We start from the raw sequence: 17,613 nt of genomic DNA, 5'->3' as shown, positions 1-17,613 counted from the left end.
CGCATCGGATCGCGGGTCGAATCGCAAGCCGAATCGCAGAGGGTGGAGATTTTCGCCAATTTCGCTATGGGGCGGCGATGCATTTTCTAGACCAAGCCAAGATCTACGTACGTTCGGGTGAGGGCGGCCCCGGTGCCGTCAGCTTCCGCCGCGAGAAATATATCGAATATGGCGGCCCCGACGGCGGCAATGGCGGCAAGGGCGGCGACATCGTGTTCGAATGCATCGCCGGCCTCAACACGCTGATCGACTTTCGCTACACACAGCATTTCCGCGCGCCACGCGGCTCGGGCGGGTCGGGTTCGAACCGCACCGGCGCAGGCGGCAACGATCTCGTGATCCGCGTTCCGCTGGGCACGCAGGTGTTGTCGGAGGACAAGGAAGAGGTACTGATCGACTTCACCGAGGTCGGCCAGCGCGAAGTGCTGTTCCGCGGTGGCGACGGCGGGCGCGGTAACGCGAGCTACAAGACATCGACCAACCGCACCCCGCGCCAGCATGGCACCGGCTGGCCGTTCGGCGAGGCGTGGGTCTGGCTGCGGCTGAAGCTGCTCGCCGATGCGGGTCTGGTCGGGCTGCCCAATGCGGGCAAGTCGACCTTCATCAACCAGGTGACGAACGCACAGGCCAAGGTCGGCGAGTACGCCTTCACGACCACGCGGCCGCAGCTGGGGGTGGTGCGCCACAAGCAGCGCGAATTCGTCGTCGCGGATATTCCGGGCCTGATCCAGGGTGCGGCCGAGGGCGCAGGCATCGGCGACCGGTTCCTCGGGCATATCGAGCGGTGCCGGGTGCTGCTGCATCTGGTCGATGCGAACGACGCCGATGTCGCCGAATCGTACCGGATCGTGCGCGACGAGCTGGAAAATTATGGCGAGGGGCTCACCGACAAGCGGGTGATTGTCGCGCTGAACAAGATCGACATGCTCGATCCGGAACTCATCGCAGCGCTGTCGGCGGAACTGGCAGAAGCCAGCGGCGCCGAGGTGATGGCGATTTCGGGCGCGAGTGGCGCTGGTATCGAGGCGGTGCTCGACCAGCTGATCGAGGCGATCGGGCCAGCGCCGGGGGCGCCGAAGGAGCTGGAAGAAGGCGAAGTGCCGGTCGCATGGTCGCCGCTCTAGCGTCCCTCTTAGCCCTCTCCCCGTCGGGGAGAGCGTTGGGTGAGGGGCTGTTCCAAGCGCTATCGCCCGTGGCCGCCCCTCACCCCGGCCCTCTCCCCGCATGGGAGAGCGAGCAGTGATGTTCCCGCCGTCGTCCTGCCCGCGACTGATCGTGAAGATCGGCTCGGCATTGCTTGTCGATCCCGATGGGAGCGTTCGGCGGGAGTGGCTGACCGGACTCGTCGCCGACATTGCGGCTCGGACTGGTGAGGGCCAGCAGGTTGCGATCGTATCGTCCGGGGCAATTGCCTTGGGCGCACGCCGGCTTGGTCTCGCCAAGGGCGGGCGGGCGAGTCTCGAGGATGCGCAAGCCGCTGCCGCCACGGGCCAGATCGCGCTGAGCCAGGTCTGGGCCGAACTGCTGGCCGCGCAGGGTCTGAACGCGGCGCAGATACTCGTCACGCTCGACGACCTCGAAGACCGCCGTCGCTATCTCAACGCCGCCGCGACGCTGAACCGGTTGCTGTCGCTGAAGGTCGTGCCGGTCATCAACGAGAACGACAGCGTCGCGACCGAGGAAATCCGCTTCGGCGACAATGACCGCCTTGCCGCCCGGGTCGCGCAGGCCGCCGGTGCGCAAGGAGTGATCCTGCTGTCCGACGTCGACGGGCTTTATACCGCCAACCCGCACGTCGATCCGTCCGCGACTCATATCGCCAGCGTGCCCAGGATCGATGCGGTTGCGGGCATGGCGGACGATGGGTCGGGGTCTGGAATGGGGTCGGGCGGGATGGCCTCGAAGATCGCCGCCGCGCGGATCGCGACCGGTGCGGGTATCCCGCTGGCGATCGCGTCGGGGCGGATCGAGCATCCGCTGTCCACCCCCGCCCGCCACACGATCTTTACCGCCGAGCGCACGGCGTCCGCGCGGAAGGCTTGGCTGGCGGGTGGGCTCACCGCGAAGGGGGCGATCCATGTCGATGCCGGGGCTGCGGCGGCGCTTGGACAGGGGCGGAGTCTGCTCGCCACTGGCGCGACTCGGATCGATGGTGGGTTTACGCGGGGCGATCTCGTGACGATCGAAGGACCAGCCGGCACCGTCGCGCGTGGCCTCGCTGAGTATGATGCCGCCGACACGGCACGCCTGCTTGGTCGCCATAGCGACGACCACGCGGCGATCCTAGGTTACGCGCCAAGATCCGCCTTGGTCCACCGCAATCACTTGGCAATCGTATGACTCGCGGCGCCTTTGCGGGTGAACATACGTCTTCGTTTGGAGCGCCGTCATGATCCTGGCCATCACAGGCGGCACCGGGTTCGTCGGCAGCCACTTGATCGACCACGCGCTGGAAACCGGCCACACCGTCCGCGCGCTCGCCCGCAAACCGCAGGCCAAGCGCATCGGCGTGACCTGGATCGAAGGCGCGCTCGATCGCCCCAAGAGCCTCGCGACGCTCGTCGATGGCGCGGACGTGGTCATTCACGTCGCCGGTGTCGTCAACGCCCCCGATCGCGCAGGTTTCGGCAAAGGCAATGTCGCGGGCACCGAAGGCATCATCCAGGCGACGCGCGCCGCCGACATCCGCCGCTTCGTCCACGTCTCGTCGCTTGCCGCGCGCGAGCCGGCGCTGTCGAATTACGGCTGGTCGAAGGCGGAGGCGGAGACGCGCGTGCAGACCTCGGGACTGGACTGGACGATCGTCCGCCCGCCCGCGATCTTCGGCCCGCGCGACCACGACCTGCTCGACGTCTTCAAGGCCGCACGCTCGGGCTATCTGCCGATGCCCCCCGCCGGCACGCGCGTTTCGCTGCTGTACGTCGAGGACCTGACCACGCTGCTGCTCGCACTCGCGGATAGTCCTGTCGCGCAGTCGATCATGGAGCCCGACGACGGCGTACCGAACGGCTGGGACAACCGCGATTTCGCCCGCGCGATCGGCGTGGCGGTCGGCAAGTCGGTCAAGGTCTTCTCCACGCCCCGCGCGCTCCTGAAGCTCGCTTCGACCGCCGACCGACTCGTCCGCCGTCGCAAGGCCAGGCTGACGCGCGACCGGGTCCGCTATTTCTGCCACCCCGATTGGGTGTCGCACAAGCCGCCGCCGGCCGCGCTGTGGACGCCGTCGGTCCCGACCCCCCAAGCGCTCGCGCAAACCGCGGCGTGGTATCGCGCCGCCGGACTGCTATAGCGCCGAAAAGCCGCCGCAATTTCCTGTCAGGGATCGTTGCGACACCGAAGGGATTATCATGAGCGACCGTCAGCAGATCTACGACACCGTCACCGCGCAGATCGAGCCTTTCAACAAGAAGGGCGTCGCGCTGACCGACGCGACCACGTTCCAGGGCGACCTGGAGTGGGACAGCCTGACCGTCATGGATTTCGTCGCCGCGATCGAGGACGAATTCGACATCATCATCACGATGAACATGCAGGCGGAAATCGAAACGGTCGGCCAGCTGGTCGATGCGGTCGCGAAGTTGAAGGCCTGACCCCATTGCCGTTCGTGCCGAGTAGATCGAGCGTAGTCGAGAGCCCGTATCGAGGTACATGTCCCTCGATACGGGCTCTCGACAAGCTCGATGGCTACTCGGGACGAACGGTTTGAGGCGTTAACACATTCCAACCTCTTGGAACCGAACATGACCGAAGCCGCCACCACTGCCCACGCCCTCCCCGTCGATCCGCCCGAGGTCGCCCCCGAACGCGACCTGATGTCGAAGTTCGACGGCCTGATCGCCGAACGCGAGGCGCTGGTGCGGTCCGGCGTGCGCAACCCGTTTACGATCGTGATGGACGAGGTGAAGTCGCCGACCCAGGCAGTGATCCGCGGCAAGGACACGATCCTGCTCGGCACGTACAATTACATGGGCATGACGTTCGACCCCGACGTGATCGAGGCCGGCAAGCACGCGCTCGACACGTTCGGTTCGGGCACCAACGGCAGCCGCATGCTCAACGGCACGTTCCACGATCATATCGATGTCGAACAGGCGCTCCGCGAGTTCTACGACATGACCGGCGCGATCGTGTTCTCGACCGGCTATATGGCCAATCTCGGGATCATCTCGACGCTCGCCGGCAAAAGCGAATACGTCATCCTCGACGCCGACAGCCACGCCTCGATCTATGACGGCTGCAAGCAGGGCAATGCCGAGATCGTCCGCTTCCGCCACAACGACGTCGCCGATCTCGACAAGCGGCTCGGCCGCCTGCCCAAGGAGGCCGGCAAGCTGGTCGTGCTAGAAGGCGTCTATTCGATGCTCGGCGACATTGCGCCGCTGAAAGAGATGGTCGCGGTCGCCAAGAAGCATGACTGCATGGTGCTGGTCGACGAGGCGCATTCGATGGGGTTTTTCGGTCCCAACGGGCGCGGCGTGTACGAGGAGATGGGCCTGACCGACGAGGTCGATTTCGTCGTCGGCACCTTCTCGAAGTCGGTCGGTACGGTCGGCGGGTTCGTCGTGTCGAACCACCCGAAGTTCGAGATGGTCCGCTTCGCCTGCCGCCCGTACATCTTCACCGCCTCGCTACCGCCGTCGGTGGTCGCGACCGCCGCCGCCTCGATCCGCAAGCTGATGACCGCGCATGACAAGCGCGCGCAGCTGTGGAAGAACGCGCGCCGGCTGCACGGCGGGCTGAAGACGATGGGCTTCAAGCTGGGCACCGAGACGTCCGACTCGGCGATCATCGCGGTGATCCTTACCGACCAGGAACAGGCGATCGCGATCTGGCAGTCGCTGCTCGAAGGCGGACTCTACGTGAACATGGCGCGCCCGCCCGCGACGCCCGCTGGCACGTTCCTGCTGCGCTGCTCGCTGTGCGCCGAGCACACGGACGATCAGATCACGACGATCCTCGGGATGTTCGAGGCCGCTGGCCGCTCCGTCGGCGTGATCGGCTAAGCTTAGCTGAAGAACTTCGTCATCCTGACGAAAGTCAGGACCCAGGGTTACGAACGTCGAGGCCCTTGGCTCTGGGTCCCGACGTTCTTCAGGATGACGGCGGGTCTGAGCTCGATGCTCGCGCTCGGACCACCGCCATCACCCTGCCGCCCAAATCGAAATCATTGCGTGTGGGCAACGACGCGTTAGGATGCAGGCCGTGACGCAAGACGAGGTCGAGACGGCGGCCCAGGGGGGCGGGGCACGGTGGCGCATAGCCATGTTGGTCGTGATGGGCCTGCTCGGTGCGGCCGTGCTGGTCGCGCTCATCGTGACGCTCGGCGATGCCAACCGGCAGCGGGATCGCGCGCTGGAACTGCAGGCGCATAGCTATGACGTGATGATCCTCGCGCGGACGCTGTCGGGGACGATCGCGCGGTCGGAGGCGTCGCTGGGGCGCTATGTCATCAGCGGCGACAAGCAGCTGGGGCAGCTCTATTTCGACGAGTGGTTGCTCGCGGGGACGCAGATCGATCGGCTCGACCAGATCACCAACGACAACCCCAGGCAGCAGCCGCGAGTCGATCGCCTCCGCGCCGCCTATGACGCGCGCGGGCGGGAGTTGTCGCTGACCGCGCTCAACACGAGTTACGGCAAGAACGGGCAGGCGCTGGCGCGCTACTATCAGGCCCGCAAGGCGCCGACGCTCATCGAGATCAACACGACGCTCGACACGCTGATCGCCGGCGAGCGCGCGCTGCTCGACGAGCGGACCGCGGCGGCGATGGGGTCGGTCGAGCGGTCCAGCTGGGTCGCAGGCGTGCTCGCGATATTCGGCGTGTTGATCGTACTGGGGGCGACCCTGCTGGGCTGGTTCACGATCCGCGCGGTTGGCGAGCGTGCGACCGCGCTGGCCGATGCCGAGCTTGAACGCGAACGCGCCGACGAGCTGACTACCGCAGTCGCCGCCGCCACCGCCGAACTGCGCGTGCAGGAAGCCAAGCTGCGCCAGATCCAGAAGATGGAGGCAGTCGGCCAGCTCACCGGCGGCATCGCGCACGACTTCAACAACATGCTGGCGGTCGTGCTGGGGGGGCTCGAACTCGCGCGGCGCAATCTGGCGAGCGATCAGACGAGCGTCCGTCGCCATATCGACAGCGCTACCGAGGGCGCGAACCGGGCGGCGGCGCTGACCCGCCGACTGCTCGCCTTCAGCCGCGAGGATTCGCTGAAGGCCGAGACGATCGACGCCGCCGCGCTGGTCGCCGGTATGTCCGACTTGCTCGACCGTACGCTGGGCGATGCGATTACGGTCATTGTGCGTGACGACGCGGCCGGCGGGTGCGTCCGGGCCGATCGCGTCCAGTTGGAGAACGCGGTGCTGAACCTAGCGGTCAATGCGCGCGACGCGATGAACGGGCGCGGCACGCTGACCGTCGCGACCGGTACGCTCACGTTGGCGGCGGAGCAGGTCGGGCAGTGCGCCGCGGGCGATTACGTCACGATCATGGTCAGCGACGATGGCTGCGGAATGCCGCCTGAAATCGCCGAGCGCGTGTTCGAGCCCTTCTTCACCACCAAGGAAGTCGGCAAGGGCACCGGGCTCGGGCTCAGCCAGATCTTCGCGCTTGTCCAGCAACTGCACGGCGAAGTCGGCATCGCCTCCGCACCGGGTAAAGGAACGACCGTTACGCTCTATTTCCCGCGCGCTGCCGCGCTGGTCGCACGTCCCCTGCCCCCCGCTCCTGTCGCGGTGGTCGAGCCGATCGCGCCGACGATGCCGGCGACGTTGCAGATCCTGGTCGTGGAGGACGATCCGCGCGTGCTGGCGGCAACCACCGGCGCGCTGGAGGAGATCGGCCATGATCCGATCGCGTGCGACGATCCGCTCGCCGCGCCGGCACTGCTCGCCGCGAACCCGGGGATCGGTCTGATCATCTCCGACGTGCTGATGCCGCGTCAGACCGGGCCGGAGATGATCGCTGCGCTCTCCCCACTCTATCCGCACGTCGCGGTGCTCTTCGTCACCGGGTTTGCCGGCGAGGTGAACGTCGCGCAGTTCGGCGGGCACGAGGTGTTGCGCAAACCCTTCACGCTCAACGGGCTGGAGCGCGCCGTCATAACCGCGATGGCAGCGGAGCGCCGCGAGACAGGCCACTCGATCGCTGCGGAATGATCGTTCACTAACGTGTTGCGATTGAGGATGACGCCTCGCCCCGGCGCCCCTATACCCGCGCGACCCAGCATACCGAGCCCAACCCGCGCATGAAATCCATCGACCGCTACATGGCCCGGCTGATCGCGGTGCCGCTTTTTTCGACGCTGCTGATCGCCGTCATGCTGTTCGTTCTCGACCGCATGCTCGGGCTGTTCAATTTCGTCGCGACGCAAGGCGGGCCGATCAGCGTCGTGTGGCGGATGCTGGCGAACCTGCTGCCCGAATATCTCGGGCTCGGTATTCCGATCGGGCTGATGCTTGGCATCCTGCTCGCCTTCCGCCGGCTGTCGACCTCGTCCGAGCTCGACGTGCTGCGCGGCGTCGGCATGAGCTACAACCGGCTGCTGCGCGTGCCGTATATGTACACGATTGCACTGGCGCTGCTGAACCTCGCGATCGTCGGCTATGTCCAGCCGATCGCCCGCTATTATTACGAGGGTCTGCGGTTCGAACTGCGCACCGGCGCGCTGGGCGCGTCGATCAAGGTCGGCGAGTTCACCAATCTGGGCGACCGGATGACGCTGCGGATCGAGGAGAGCAAGGACAAGGGCCGCGAGCTGTCGGGTATCTTCGTCCACGCGTCGAGCCAGAATGGCGACTGGCTGGGCGTGACCGCCGAGAAGGGCAAGTTCCTCGCGACCGACGATCCCAACGTCATCATCTTCCGGCTCGCGAACGGGACGCTGATCCACAACCGGCCCGAGTTCAAGACGCCGCGCGTGCTGACATTCAGCAGCCACGACCTGCCGATCAACCTGCCCAAGTTCGAAAGCTTCCGCAGTCGCGGCGGGCGCAATCTCGAATACACGCTGCCCGAACTCGCCAAACAGGGCCAGCGCGGCGCGACGCTGGAGCAGCGCGACGGTAGCCGATCCGAATTCCATTTCCGTCTTGCCGAAGTCGCAACGATGTTCCTGTTGCCGCTGCTCGCGCTCGCGCTGGGCGTGCCGCCCAAGCGATCCTCGTCCGCGCTCGGCGTGTTCCTGTCGATCGTGATGATCGTCACCTATCACAAGGTGAACCAATATGCGGCGGACGTCGGCGAACTTGGGCGGATCGACCCGATCATCGCGCTATGGGTGCCGTTCACGATCTTCGCCGGGCTGATCCTGTGGATGTACTACACGATCGCCTATGTTCCCGGCGGGCAACCGATCGGTGCGCTCGAACGCGTCTTTTCCAAGACGTTCAAGGCGATCACCAAGCGTATCCCGGGCTTTCGTAAGAGCAAGGCCGCATGACCCTCGTCAGCTTCTTCCCGTCGCGGACGGTCGCGATCTACATGGGCCGGATGTTCCTGGTTCGCACGTTCGCGGTGCTGGCCGCGCTCGTGCTGGTGCTCCAGGCGCTCGACCTGCTGAGTACCTCGGGCGACATCCTCGCCTTCCCGGGCAATGGCGATGCGCAGGTCTGGCAATATGTGTCGCTTCGCGCGCCGCAGATCGTATCGCGCTTCCTGCCGTTTTCCGTCCTGCTAGGCACCATCCTGACGCTGATCACGATGAACCAGAACAGCGAGATCGTCGCGCTGAAGGGCTCCGGCCTGTCCGCGCATCAGGTGCTCGCACCGTTGCTGGTCGCGAGCCTTGGCGTGGCGGTGATCAGCTTCGCGTTCAACGATCGGGTGGTGGCGCGGGCGACGGCGACGCTGAACCAGTGGCAGAAGGTCAATTACGGCAAGCTGCCGATCGATCGCGGGGACAGGGCAAACGTCTGGGTGCGCGACGGCGACGACCTGATCGAGGTCGCGCAGATTCGCGGGCGCGGCGATGCGACTCGGCTTGGCGGCATCACGCTGTACGATCGCACCGGCGGGAACCTGGTGGCGATCCTGCGTGCCGACCACGGCCGGCAAGTCGCAAACGGCTGGGAGGTAGGCCCTGCGAACCGGTTCGAGGTGAAGAGCGGCACCGTCCACGATCTCGGCACGGTCGTCATCGCGAAGGACGTGCGGCCCGACCAGTTCACGCTGGCCAGCGTCGATGCGGACGGCCTGTCGTTCGGTGCACTCAAGGCGGCGATTGCCGACCTGTCCGATGCAGGGCGGCCGACCAAGGCGCTCGAGGGGTCGTTGTGGCACAAGCTTTCGGGCCCGTTGTCGTCAGTGCTGATGCCGTTGCTCGGCGCGGTCGCGGCGTTCGGGATCGCGAGATCGGGCAAGCTGTTCGTCCGCGCCGTGATCGGCATGGGGCTCGGCTTCGCGTTCTTCGTCGCGGATAATTTCGCGCTCGCGATGGGCAATCTCGGCGCCTACCCGCCGTTCCTTGCCGCTTGGGCGCCGTTCCTGCTGTTCTTCTTCATCGGCGAGGCCGTGCTGATCCGGTCGGAGGAATAGGGCGCCGCCGATCGGTCACACCCTTTCAGGACACAGGCCGCGTCCCTATCTGCGCTTGCGAACAACGCTCGGAGCAAGCATGAAATATCTCCACACGATGATCCGCGTGACCGACCCGGCGAAGACGATCGCGTTCTTCGAGACGCTGGGTTTGAAGGAGGTCCGGCGGATGGAGAGCGAGAAGGGGCGGTTCACGCTGATCTTCCTGTCGGTTCCCGGCGACGAGAGCGCCGAGGTCGAGCTGACGCACAATTGGGATCCCGAGGACTATGACGAGGGTCGCAACTTCGGCCATCTCGCCTACCGCGTCGACAATATCTACGACACGTGTCAGCGTCTGATGGACTCCGGCGTGACGATCAACCGGCCGCCGCGCGACGGCCACATGGCGTTCGTGCGGACCCCCGACAACATCTCGATCGAGCTGTTGCAGGCCGACGGCGCGCTCGATCCCGCCGAGCCATGGGCGTCGATGCCGAACACCGGCAAGTGGTGAGGACGCGCTGATGCTCGATATTGTCCGCGTTCCGGTACTTTCCGACAATTATGCCTGGTTGGTCCACGATACCGTCTCGGGCGAGACGGTGGTGGTCGATCCGGGCGAGGCGGGGCCGGTGATCGCCGCTGCAAAGAAGCGTGACTGGCGGATCGACCGGGTGTGGACGACTCACTGGCATCCCGATCACACCGGCGGCAATGCCGAGATGAAGGCGTATGGCGCGACGGTCGTCGGCCCGGCGGCGGAAGCGGACAAGATTCCGACTCTCGACCAGCAGGTCGACGAGGGTGACGTCGTGCGGATCGGCGATCATGCGGCGACCGTGATGACGGTGCCGGGGCATACGCAGGGGCATATCGCGTTCCACTTCGCCGACGATGCGGTGATCTTCACCGGCGACACGCTGTTCGCGATGGGGTGTGGACGGCTCTTCGAGGGAACGCCCGCTGATATGTTCGCGAACATGCAGCGTTATGCCGTGCTGCCGGACGAGACCGAGGTGTTCTGCGGACATGAATATACGCAGAGCAACGGACGGTATGCGATGGTTGCCGAGCCGGACAATGCGGAGATCGTGGCGCGGATGGCGGAGGTGGACGCAGCGCGCGCGAAGGGCGAGCCCACCGTGCCGACGACGATCGGGCGCGAGCGCGCGACCAACCCGTTCCTGCGAGCGACATCGCTCGCGCAGTTTGCGGGCTATCGTGCACTCAAGGATGCGTTTCGCGGGTAATAGGCGTATAAGGTGTGGCGGGGATTTTGAGGAGCGTTGCGATGCGGATGCGGACCCTGCCACTCTTGATGCTGCCGGCGTTGTTGCTGGGTGCGTGTACGCAGACCCAGGCGGAGGTCGAGCGCGTGCAGGTCCGTGAGGCCGGCGTGCAGGAGAAGCTGGCAAAGGAACTCGCCGGGCTTGTGCCGGGCAAGCCTCAGACCTGCATCAGCCAGTTCCCGCAGAAGCAGAGTTCGGGCTACGGCGCGACGATCCTGTACCGCGTGAATAACGGCCTGGTGTATCGCAGCGATACGGCCGGCGGGTGCGAGGGGATCGGGCGCGGCGACGTCCTCGTGACGCGGACGCCGAGCGGGCAGCTCTGCCGCGGCGACATCGCGCAGACGTTCGACCAGGCGGCGCGCTTTCCGACCGGGAGTTGCAGCTTCGGCGATTTCATACCCTATCGGAAGCCGTGATGCGTGCACCGTTGCTCGCGGCAGTGGCGTTGATGCTGGTGGCGGGGAAGTCCGATCCGCTGGCGGGGCGGATCGCCGGGGCGCCGGTGCGCTGCGTCAACCTGCAACAGCTGAACGGGCCCGAGATCGTCGATTCGCAGACGATCCTGTACCGGCAGTCGGGCAAGCGGATCTGGAAGACCGGGCCGGTCGGCGAATGCGCTTCGCTGCGGCCGTTAGATACGCTGATCGTCGATGTGTATGGCGGGCAATTGTGTCGGAACGATCGGTTCCGGACGGTGTCGACGGGTATGTCGATCCCGTCGGGCTATTGCCGGTTTCGGGATTTCACGCCGTATGACAAGGTGAAGTAGCGGCGTTCCCAAACCCGTGGCACACCACCCCGGCGAAGGCCGGGGCCCAATTGGGGGACGGTGCTGGCTGAGGACGGCGATCCGTTACAACGACCTTGCCAATTGGGCCCCGGCCTTCGCCGGGGTGGTGGGAGGGGATGAACGCCAGCCCCCTCCTTCGCCATCCTGACGAAAGTCAGGATCCAGAGCCATTCAGGGCAACGTTCGGTTACCCTGGGCTCCTGCTTTCGCAGGAGAACGGGTTCAGATGTTCAGTCCTCGAGCACCGCCGCGCGCTTTTCCATGTTGGCGCGGACCTGTTCGATTTGGTTTGGCGTACGGATGACCTTGAGCTGCTCTTCGGTCTCGGCGTGGAGAATGGCGACCGCATCCGCATCCGCCGCGAGGTTGTACAGACGCTTCGAACCCTGGATCGCGTGCGGGTTCCTGGCGGCGATCTCGCGCGCGAGCATCATCGCCTCGCCGAGCGGGTCTTCGGACAGCCGCGTGACGAAACCGTGCCGCACCGCCTCCGCGCCGTCGAACTCGCGCGCGGTGTAGGTGAGTTCGCGCAGCACGTCGTCGCGCGCCAGCGTCCGCCACAATGCGATCCCGGCCATGTCCGGCACCAGCCCCCAATAGCTTTCGCGGATCGCGAAACGCGCGCTTGGATGCGCAATGCGGATGTCCGCGCCCGACATGATCTGGAAGCCCCCGCCGAACGCGACACCGTGGACCGCGGCGATCACCGGCATCGCCAGCGTGCGCCAGCCCCACGCAACCTGCTGCGGAAGGTTCGCGCCACCGGCCGTCCGGTCGCCGAGCTCCAGCCCCGACCCGCCGCTCGCCATCGACGCCATGTCGAGCCCGGCGCAGAACGCCTTGCCCTCGCCCGACAGCACGACGCAGCGGACGTCCTTCATGCCGGCAAGACGGTCGATCGCGGCGGCGATGCCCTCGAACATCGCCGGGTCGATCGCGTTCATCTTGTCCGCGCGATTGAGGCGGACGTCGGCGACGCCCTCGGTGACGGTGAGGGTGACCCGGTCGTTGCTAGCGTCGTTCATTTAGGCGATCCTCTCGATCTTTGCCGGGACGCTAACCGCGCCTGCGCCCGCCTGCAACGGCGCCCGCAATGTTGCGCCCCGGCGCGCGGCGTGTAGAGGCGGGCGGATGGCTGGTTTTGATCCACAATGGTTTGCGACGCGCGGGTTCGGGGGGCATGGCGCCGCGCTGGGGATGCGCTATCACGCGCATGGCAACGACTGGGCGGAGCTTGCGCTGCCCTATGACGCGAAACTGATCGGCGACCCGGCGAGCGGGGTGATCGCGTCGGGGCCGATCATCACGATGATGGACATGGCGACGAGTCTCGCGATCTGGATCAAGCGCAACGCGTTCGTACCGCACGCGACGCTCGACCTGCGCGTCGATTATCTGCGCCCGGCAACGCCGGGAAAGACGGTGATCGGGCGCGGCGAATGCTACCGCATCACGCGCTCGATCGCGTTCGTCCGCGGCCAGGCGCATGACGGCGATCCCGACGATCCGCTCGCGCATGTCGCGGGGACGTTCATGGTGGTGGGCGATGTCGCGGGGATGGGTCTGAATAGAAGGATCGAGGCATGACGATCGGCCTGCCGCCCTATGCGGAGATCCTGCGCGTCTCGGTCGAGATCGAGGCGGGCGCGCCGCCCGTGCTGGTGATGCCGTTTGCGGACGACGTGCTGGGCCGACCCGGGTTCCTGCACGGCGGTGCGATCTCCGGGTTGCTCGAGATGGCGGCGATCGCGGCGTTGCAGCATGCGCTGGAGGCCGAGGGCGCCAATGGCTCCGACCCGCGGATCAAGCCCGTCAACGTCACGGTCGACTTCATGCGCGGCGGCAGGGACAAGCCTACGCGCGCAGCTGGCGTGGTGACGCGGTTGGGAAACCGGGTGGCCAATGTCGAGGCGACCGCCTGGCAAGACGAGCGCGACAAGCCGATCGCGGCGGCGCGGATGAACTATCTGATCGTGCGCGACTAATTCTTCCTCCCCTCCCGCAAGCGGGAGGGGGACTGCGTTGAGCGCTACTTCGCGGTCAGCTTGATCAGGCGGCCTTGCGAATCGCCGCCGTCCTCCAGCACCCAGATTGCACCGTCGGGCCCCTGTTCGACCTCCCGGATGCGCGCGCGCATGTCCCATTGATCGCCCTTCGCGGCAGATGTGCCGTTCAGGTCGACGCGGACGAGCGACTTCGACGACAGCCCGCCGATGAACGCGTCGCCCTTCCACTGCGGGAACATCGCGCCGGAATAGATCATCAGGCCGCCCGGCGAGATCACCGGGTTCCACGACACCTTGGGCGGCTCATAGCCGTCGCCGGGCTTGTGATCGGGGATGTCGCTGCCGTCGTAATTGCTGCCGTTCGAGGCGTTGGGCCAGCCATAGTTGAGGCCGGGCTTGATCAGATTGACCTCGTCGCCGCCCTTGGGCCCCATTTCCTGCTCCCAGAGATTGCCCTGCGCATCGAACGCGATCCCGAGCAGGTTGCGGTGGCCGTAGCTCCAGACCTCCGGCGCGAAACCCTTGGCAGCGAGCGGGTTGCCGGGCGCGGGTTTGCCGTTGAGGGTGAGGCGCAAGACCTTGCCGAGCGTCATCTTCGGATCCTGCGCAGGCGTGAACTTCTGGCGCTCGCCATTGGTGAAGAACAGATATTTGCCGTCGGGCGAGAAGGCGATGCGGCCGGAGTAATGGCCATTGCCCTCGACGAAGGGCCGCGCACTGAAGATCACCTCGATCTCGCCAAGGCGCTCGCCATCGGCACCGTTCGGCCGCAGGCGACCGCGCGCCAGGACGACTCCCTTGCCGCCCTCGCCTGTGGTCGAATAGCTGAAATACACGCGCTGGCTCGTCGCGAAGTCGGGAGCGAGGACGACGTCCATCAGACCGCCCTGCCCGGCCGAATCGACCGTGATAGTCGCGACCGTCTGGCGCGATCTGCCGTCGGCGGACACGAGCAGCATCTGCCCCTGTTTCTCGGTCACCAGTATGCGCTTGTCGGGCAAGACCGCCATCGCCCACGGCGACTCGAAGTCGGCGACCACCGTCTCCTTGAACGGTTTGCCGGCCGCGGCGAGTTGCGCGGAACAGGTAGTCGAGGCGAGCAGCGTGGCGGACAGCAGAGCGGCGGCGAACAGCGTGTGGCGAATCATGATCTTCTCCCGGAAATCTCTCCGCAAACGCGGCGTAACGGATGAAGGTTGCTCCCGCTTGCGAACCCGCACCACCCCGCGTATAGAGGCATCACTTCTCTACATCGCCAGGTGAAGAGGCTGCGGGGCTTGCTCCGCGGCGGAAACCCCCTGTGCTTTGGCCCTGTTTGGAATTTCGATGGCGAATATCGCCCTGCTGACCGACCTGATCGAACCCGAAGCCACCGCGCTCGGCCTCAGCCTCGTGCGCGTGCGCATGCAGGGCGGCAAGTCCGATCCGACGTTGCAGGTCATGGCCGAGCGCCCCGACACGCGTCAGTTGCTGATCGACGACTGCGCCGAGCTGTCGCGCCGCATCTCGGACAAGTTCGACGCGCTCGAAGCCGAGGGCAAGGACCCGGTTGGCGAGGAAGCGTATCGCCTCGAAGTGTCGAGCCCCGGTATCGATCGCCCGCTGACCCGGTTGCAGGACTTCGCCGACTGGGAAGGCCAGGAGGCGCGCATCCGCCTCGTCGAGCCGTTCGAGGACCGCAAGCAGATCTCGGGCAATCTGATGGGCGTCGAGGGAACCAAGATCACCGTCGACGTCAACAAGCACAAGATCATGACGATCGACTATGCGCAGGTCGCCGACGCCAAGCTCGTCATGACCGACCGCCTCATCGCCGCGACCGCACCGCTTTCGATCGAAGGCGCGGACGAAGTTTTCTATCAAGATACGCCCGCCGATGAGCCTGACGCTCATGAGGCCGACACCGAAGAAGGACAGCATTGATGGCCACGGCAGTCACCGCAAACCGCGCGGAACTGATCGCGATCGCGAATTCGGTCGCGTCGGAGAAGATGATCGACAAGGCGATCGTGATCGAGGCGATGGAGGACGCGATCCAGCGCGCCGCCCGCTCGCGCTACGGCGCCGAGAACGACATCCGCGCGAAGCTCGATCCGAACACCGGCGATCTGCGCCTGTGGCGCGTCGTCGAAGTGGTCGAGGCGGTCGACGATTATTTCAAGCAGGTCGACGTCAAGGGCGCGCAGAAGCTCCAGAAGGACGCAGCCCTCGGCGACTTCATCGTCGATCCGCTGCCCCCGATCGAATTCGGCCGCATCGCCGCACAGGCCGCCAAGCAGGTCATCTTCCAGAAGGTCCGCGACGCCGAGCGCGAGCGCCAGTTCGAAGAGTATAAGGACCGCGCCGGCGAGATCATCACCGGCGTCGTCAAGCGCGTCGAGTTCGGCCATGTCGTCGTCGACCTGGGCCGCGCAGAAGGCGTCATCCGCCGCGACGCGCAGATCCCGCGCGAAGTGGTGCGCGTCAACGACCGCATCCGCTCGCTGATCCTGAACGTGCGCCGCGAGAATCGTGGGCCGCAGATCTTCCTCAGCCGCGCGCATCCCGACTTCATGAAGAAGCTGTTCGCGCAGGAAGTGCCCGAAATCTACGACGGCATCATCGAGATCAAGGCCGCGGCCCGCGATCCCGGTTCGCGCGCGAAGATCGGCGTCATCAGCCATGACTCGTCGATCGATCCGGTCGGCGCGTGCGTCGGCATGAAGGGCAGCCGCGTGCAGGCCGTCGTGCAGGAAATGCAGGGCGAGAAGATCGACATCATCCCCTGGTCGCCCGATATCGCGACCTTCGTCGTCAACGCATTGCAGCCGGCCTCCGTGTCGCGTGTGGTGATCGACGAGGAAGAAGAGCGTATCGAGGTGGTCGTTCCCGATGACCAGCTTTCGCTGGCGATCGGCCGTCGTGGCCAGAACGTGCGGCTTGCGTCGCAGCTGACCGGCAAGGCGATCGACATCCTCACCGAGGCCGATGCGTCGGAGAAGCGCCAGAAGGACTTCGTCGAGCGTTCGGCGATGTTCGAGAAGGAGCTCGATGTCGACGAGACGCTCGCACAGCTGCTGGTCGCCGAAGGGTTCACCAACCTCGAGGAGGTCGCCTATGTCGAGGTCGAGGAGATCGCCGGCATCGAGGGCTTCGACGAGGATCTGGCGGGCGAGTTGCAGAACCGCGCGACCGAGGCGCTCGAGCGTCGCGATGCCGCCAGCCGCGAAGAGCGCACCGCGCTCGGCGTGGAGGATGCGCTGATCGACATGCCGTATCTGAACGAGGCGATGCTGGTCACGCTCGGCAAGGCGGGCATCAAGACGCTCGACGATCTCGCCGATCTGGCGACCGACGAGCTGGTCGAGAAGAAGCGCGTCGAGCCACGCCGTCGCAACGACGATGCGCCGAAGCGTCCCGAGCCCAAGGGCGGCATTCTCGCCGAATACGGCCTGAGCGACGAGCAGGGCAACGAGATCATCATGGCCGCGCGTGCGCACTGGTTCGAGGACGAGGCCCCTGAGGCTGACGCTGACGAGACGGACGAGGCTCCGGTGGAAGCGGCTTCGGCTGAAGACACTGCGGCTGAGGACACTGCGGCTGAGGACACTGCGGCTGAGGACACTGCGGCTGAGGACGCTACGGCAGACGACGCTGCGGTGGATGACGCCGCAGAGTCGACCGATGCGAAGAGCGAGGACGACAAGGCCTGATGCCGTTTGTCAGTATCCGCATTTCGGGGTCCGCCACCAAGGACCAGAAGGCCGGCATCGTCGCCGACGTCACCCAGTCGCTCGTCGAGCGGCTGGGAAAGAACCCGGCTGCGGTGCAGATCGTGATCGAGGAAGTCTCGACCGAGAATTACGGCGCGGGCGGCCAGTTGCTGGTCGACCGCGACGCGCCCAAGACGACTCCGGCGCAGGAGGACGCACATGCGGAACCCTCCCGATGAGACGCTAGGTGCTACTGATTCCCTTCCTTCCAACCCTCCCGCAAGTGGCAGGGGGCCGAAGGTCGGACGTCCGGCCT

19 protein-coding genes are annotated in these 17,613 nt (G+C 66.0%); 17 read left to right on the top strand and 2 right to left on the bottom strand.

The window, feature by feature from the left end; genetic code table 11:
• Positions 1-77 precede the first annotated feature (77 nt).
• From obgE to HMP09_RS16005, 12 genes are all read left to right on the top strand, one after another.
• Complete coding sequence (gene obgE, locus HMP09_RS16060; protein WP_176501189.1) at positions 78-1,124, top strand: GTPase ObgE; 1,047 nt, start codon at positions 78-80, stop codon at positions 1,122-1,124.
• A gap of 118 nt (positions 1,125-1,242) precedes the next feature.
• Positions 1,243-2,340, top strand: a complete 1,098-nt coding sequence (gene proB, locus HMP09_RS16055) for a glutamate 5-kinase (RefSeq protein ID WP_232090893.1) — start codon at positions 1,243-1,245, stop codon at positions 2,338-2,340.
• 49 nt (positions 2,341-2,389) lie between these two features.
• Complete coding sequence (locus tag HMP09_RS16050; RefSeq protein ID WP_176501187.1) at positions 2,390-3,289, top strand: NAD-dependent epimerase/dehydratase family protein; 900 nt, start codon at positions 2,390-2,392, stop codon at positions 3,287-3,289.
• Between the two features lie 58 nt (positions 3,290-3,347).
• The gene (locus HMP09_RS16045; protein ID WP_056021671.1) at positions 3,348-3,590 is read left to right on the top strand and encodes an acyl carrier protein; all 243 of its coding nucleotides are present in this window, start codon (positions 3,348-3,350) and stop codon (positions 3,588-3,590) included.
• A 150-nt stretch (positions 3,591-3,740) separates the two neighbouring features.
• Positions 3,741-5,003 (top strand): serine palmitoyltransferase, encoded by a 1,263-nt coding sequence (gene spt, locus HMP09_RS16040; RefSeq protein WP_176501186.1) that lies wholly within the window; start codon positions 3,741-3,743, stop codon positions 5,001-5,003.
• Positions 5,004-5,262: 259 nt separating this feature from the next.
• Positions 5,263-7,158, top strand: coding sequence for an ATP-binding protein (locus tag HMP09_RS16035; RefSeq protein ID WP_232090892.1), 1,896 nt, complete (start codon positions 5,263-5,265; stop codon positions 7,156-7,158).
• A gap of 89 nt (positions 7,159-7,247) precedes the next feature.
• The gene (gene lptF, locus HMP09_RS16030; protein ID WP_175518216.1) at positions 7,248-8,441 is read left to right on the top strand and encodes an LPS export ABC transporter permease LptF; all 1,194 of its coding nucleotides are present in this window, start codon (positions 7,248-7,250) and stop codon (positions 8,439-8,441) included.
• A complete protein-coding gene (lptG, locus tag HMP09_RS16025) occupies positions 8,438-9,535 on the top strand; it encodes an LPS export ABC transporter permease LptG (RefSeq protein ID WP_176501184.1) in 1,098 nt (365 codons plus the stop codon). Before lptF ends, lptG begins: the two co-directional genes overlap by 4 nt.
• Before the next feature lie 79 nt (positions 9,536-9,614).
• Complete coding sequence (locus tag HMP09_RS16020; protein WP_176501183.1) at positions 9,615-10,031, top strand: VOC family protein; 417 nt, start codon at positions 9,615-9,617, stop codon at positions 10,029-10,031.
• 10 nt (positions 10,032-10,041) lie between these two features.
• Positions 10,042-10,767 carry a hydroxyacylglutathione hydrolase gene (gloB, locus tag HMP09_RS16015; RefSeq protein ID WP_176501182.1) on the top strand — a complete coding sequence of 242 codons (726 nt, stop codon included), beginning with the start codon at positions 10,042-10,044 and terminating at the stop codon, positions 10,765-10,767.
• A gap of 41 nt (positions 10,768-10,808) precedes the next feature.
• Positions 10,809-11,225 (top strand): hypothetical protein, encoded by a 417-nt coding sequence (locus HMP09_RS16010; RefSeq protein WP_232090399.1) that lies wholly within the window; start codon positions 10,809-10,811, stop codon positions 11,223-11,225.
• Positions 11,225-11,578: a hypothetical protein gene (locus tag HMP09_RS16005; RefSeq protein WP_176501181.1), complete on the top strand. Its 354-nt coding sequence runs from the start codon at positions 11,225-11,227 to the stop codon at positions 11,576-11,578. The genes HMP09_RS16010 and HMP09_RS16005 overlap by 1 nt, the downstream gene beginning before the upstream one ends.
• Before the next feature lie 251 nt (positions 11,579-11,829).
• On the opposite strand, the gene HMP09_RS16000 is transcribed toward HMP09_RS16005, so the two are convergent.
• On the bottom strand, positions 11,830-12,624 hold the full coding sequence (locus HMP09_RS16000; RefSeq protein ID WP_176501180.1) for a crotonase/enoyl-CoA hydratase family protein: 795 nt from the start codon (positions 12,622-12,624) through the stop codon (positions 11,830-11,832).
• A 106-nt stretch (positions 12,625-12,730) separates the two neighbouring features.
• Here HMP09_RS16000 and HMP09_RS15995 point away from each other — a divergent pair, with 106 nt between their 5' ends.
• Both HMP09_RS15995 and HMP09_RS15990 read left to right on the top strand, forming a co-directional pair.
• Positions 12,731-13,186: a PaaI family thioesterase gene (locus tag HMP09_RS15995; protein ID WP_176501179.1), complete on the top strand. Its 456-nt coding sequence runs from the start codon at positions 12,731-12,733 to the stop codon at positions 13,184-13,186.
• Positions 13,183-13,584 carry a PaaI family thioesterase gene (locus HMP09_RS15990; RefSeq protein WP_176501178.1) on the top strand — a complete coding sequence of 134 codons (402 nt, stop codon included), beginning with the start codon at positions 13,183-13,185 and terminating at the stop codon, positions 13,582-13,584. Before HMP09_RS15995 ends, HMP09_RS15990 begins: the two co-directional genes overlap by 4 nt.
• 44 nt (positions 13,585-13,628) lie before the next feature.
• On the opposite strand, the gene HMP09_RS15985 is transcribed toward HMP09_RS15990, so the two are convergent.
• Positions 13,629-14,753 (bottom strand): PQQ-dependent sugar dehydrogenase, encoded by a 1,125-nt coding sequence (locus HMP09_RS15985; RefSeq protein WP_176501177.1) that lies wholly within the window; start codon positions 14,751-14,753, stop codon positions 13,629-13,631.
• Positions 14,754-14,931: 178 nt separating this feature from the next.
• Between HMP09_RS15985 and rimP the strand changes: the two genes are divergently transcribed.
• Genes rimP through HMP09_RS15970 form a run of 3 tightly spaced genes read left to right on the top strand, consistent with a single transcriptional unit; the run spans position 14,932 to position 17,536 of the window.
• Positions 14,932-15,528: a ribosome maturation protein RimP gene (gene rimP / locus HMP09_RS15980; protein ID WP_176501176.1), complete on the top strand. Its 597-nt coding sequence runs from the start codon at positions 14,932-14,934 to the stop codon at positions 15,526-15,528.
• Positions 15,528-17,297, top strand: a complete 1,770-nt coding sequence (nusA, locus tag HMP09_RS15975; protein WP_176501175.1) for a transcription termination factor NusA — start codon at positions 15,528-15,530, stop codon at positions 17,295-17,297. The genes rimP and nusA overlap by 1 nt, the downstream gene beginning before the upstream one ends.
• Positions 17,297-17,536, top strand: coding sequence for a tautomerase family protein (locus HMP09_RS15970; RefSeq protein ID WP_031392998.1), 240 nt, complete (start codon positions 17,297-17,299; stop codon positions 17,534-17,536). The genes nusA and HMP09_RS15970 overlap by 1 nt, the downstream gene beginning before the upstream one ends.
• Positions 17,537-17,613 lie beyond the last annotated feature (77 nt).

Source organism: Sphingomonas sp. HMP9, from assembly GCF_013374115.1.
Classification (GTDB): Bacteria; Pseudomonadota; Alphaproteobacteria; order Sphingomonadales; family Sphingomonadaceae; genus Sphingomonas.
Note: the sequence above shows the minus strand (reverse complement) of the source record. Positions and strands in the feature narration are given on the sequence as shown.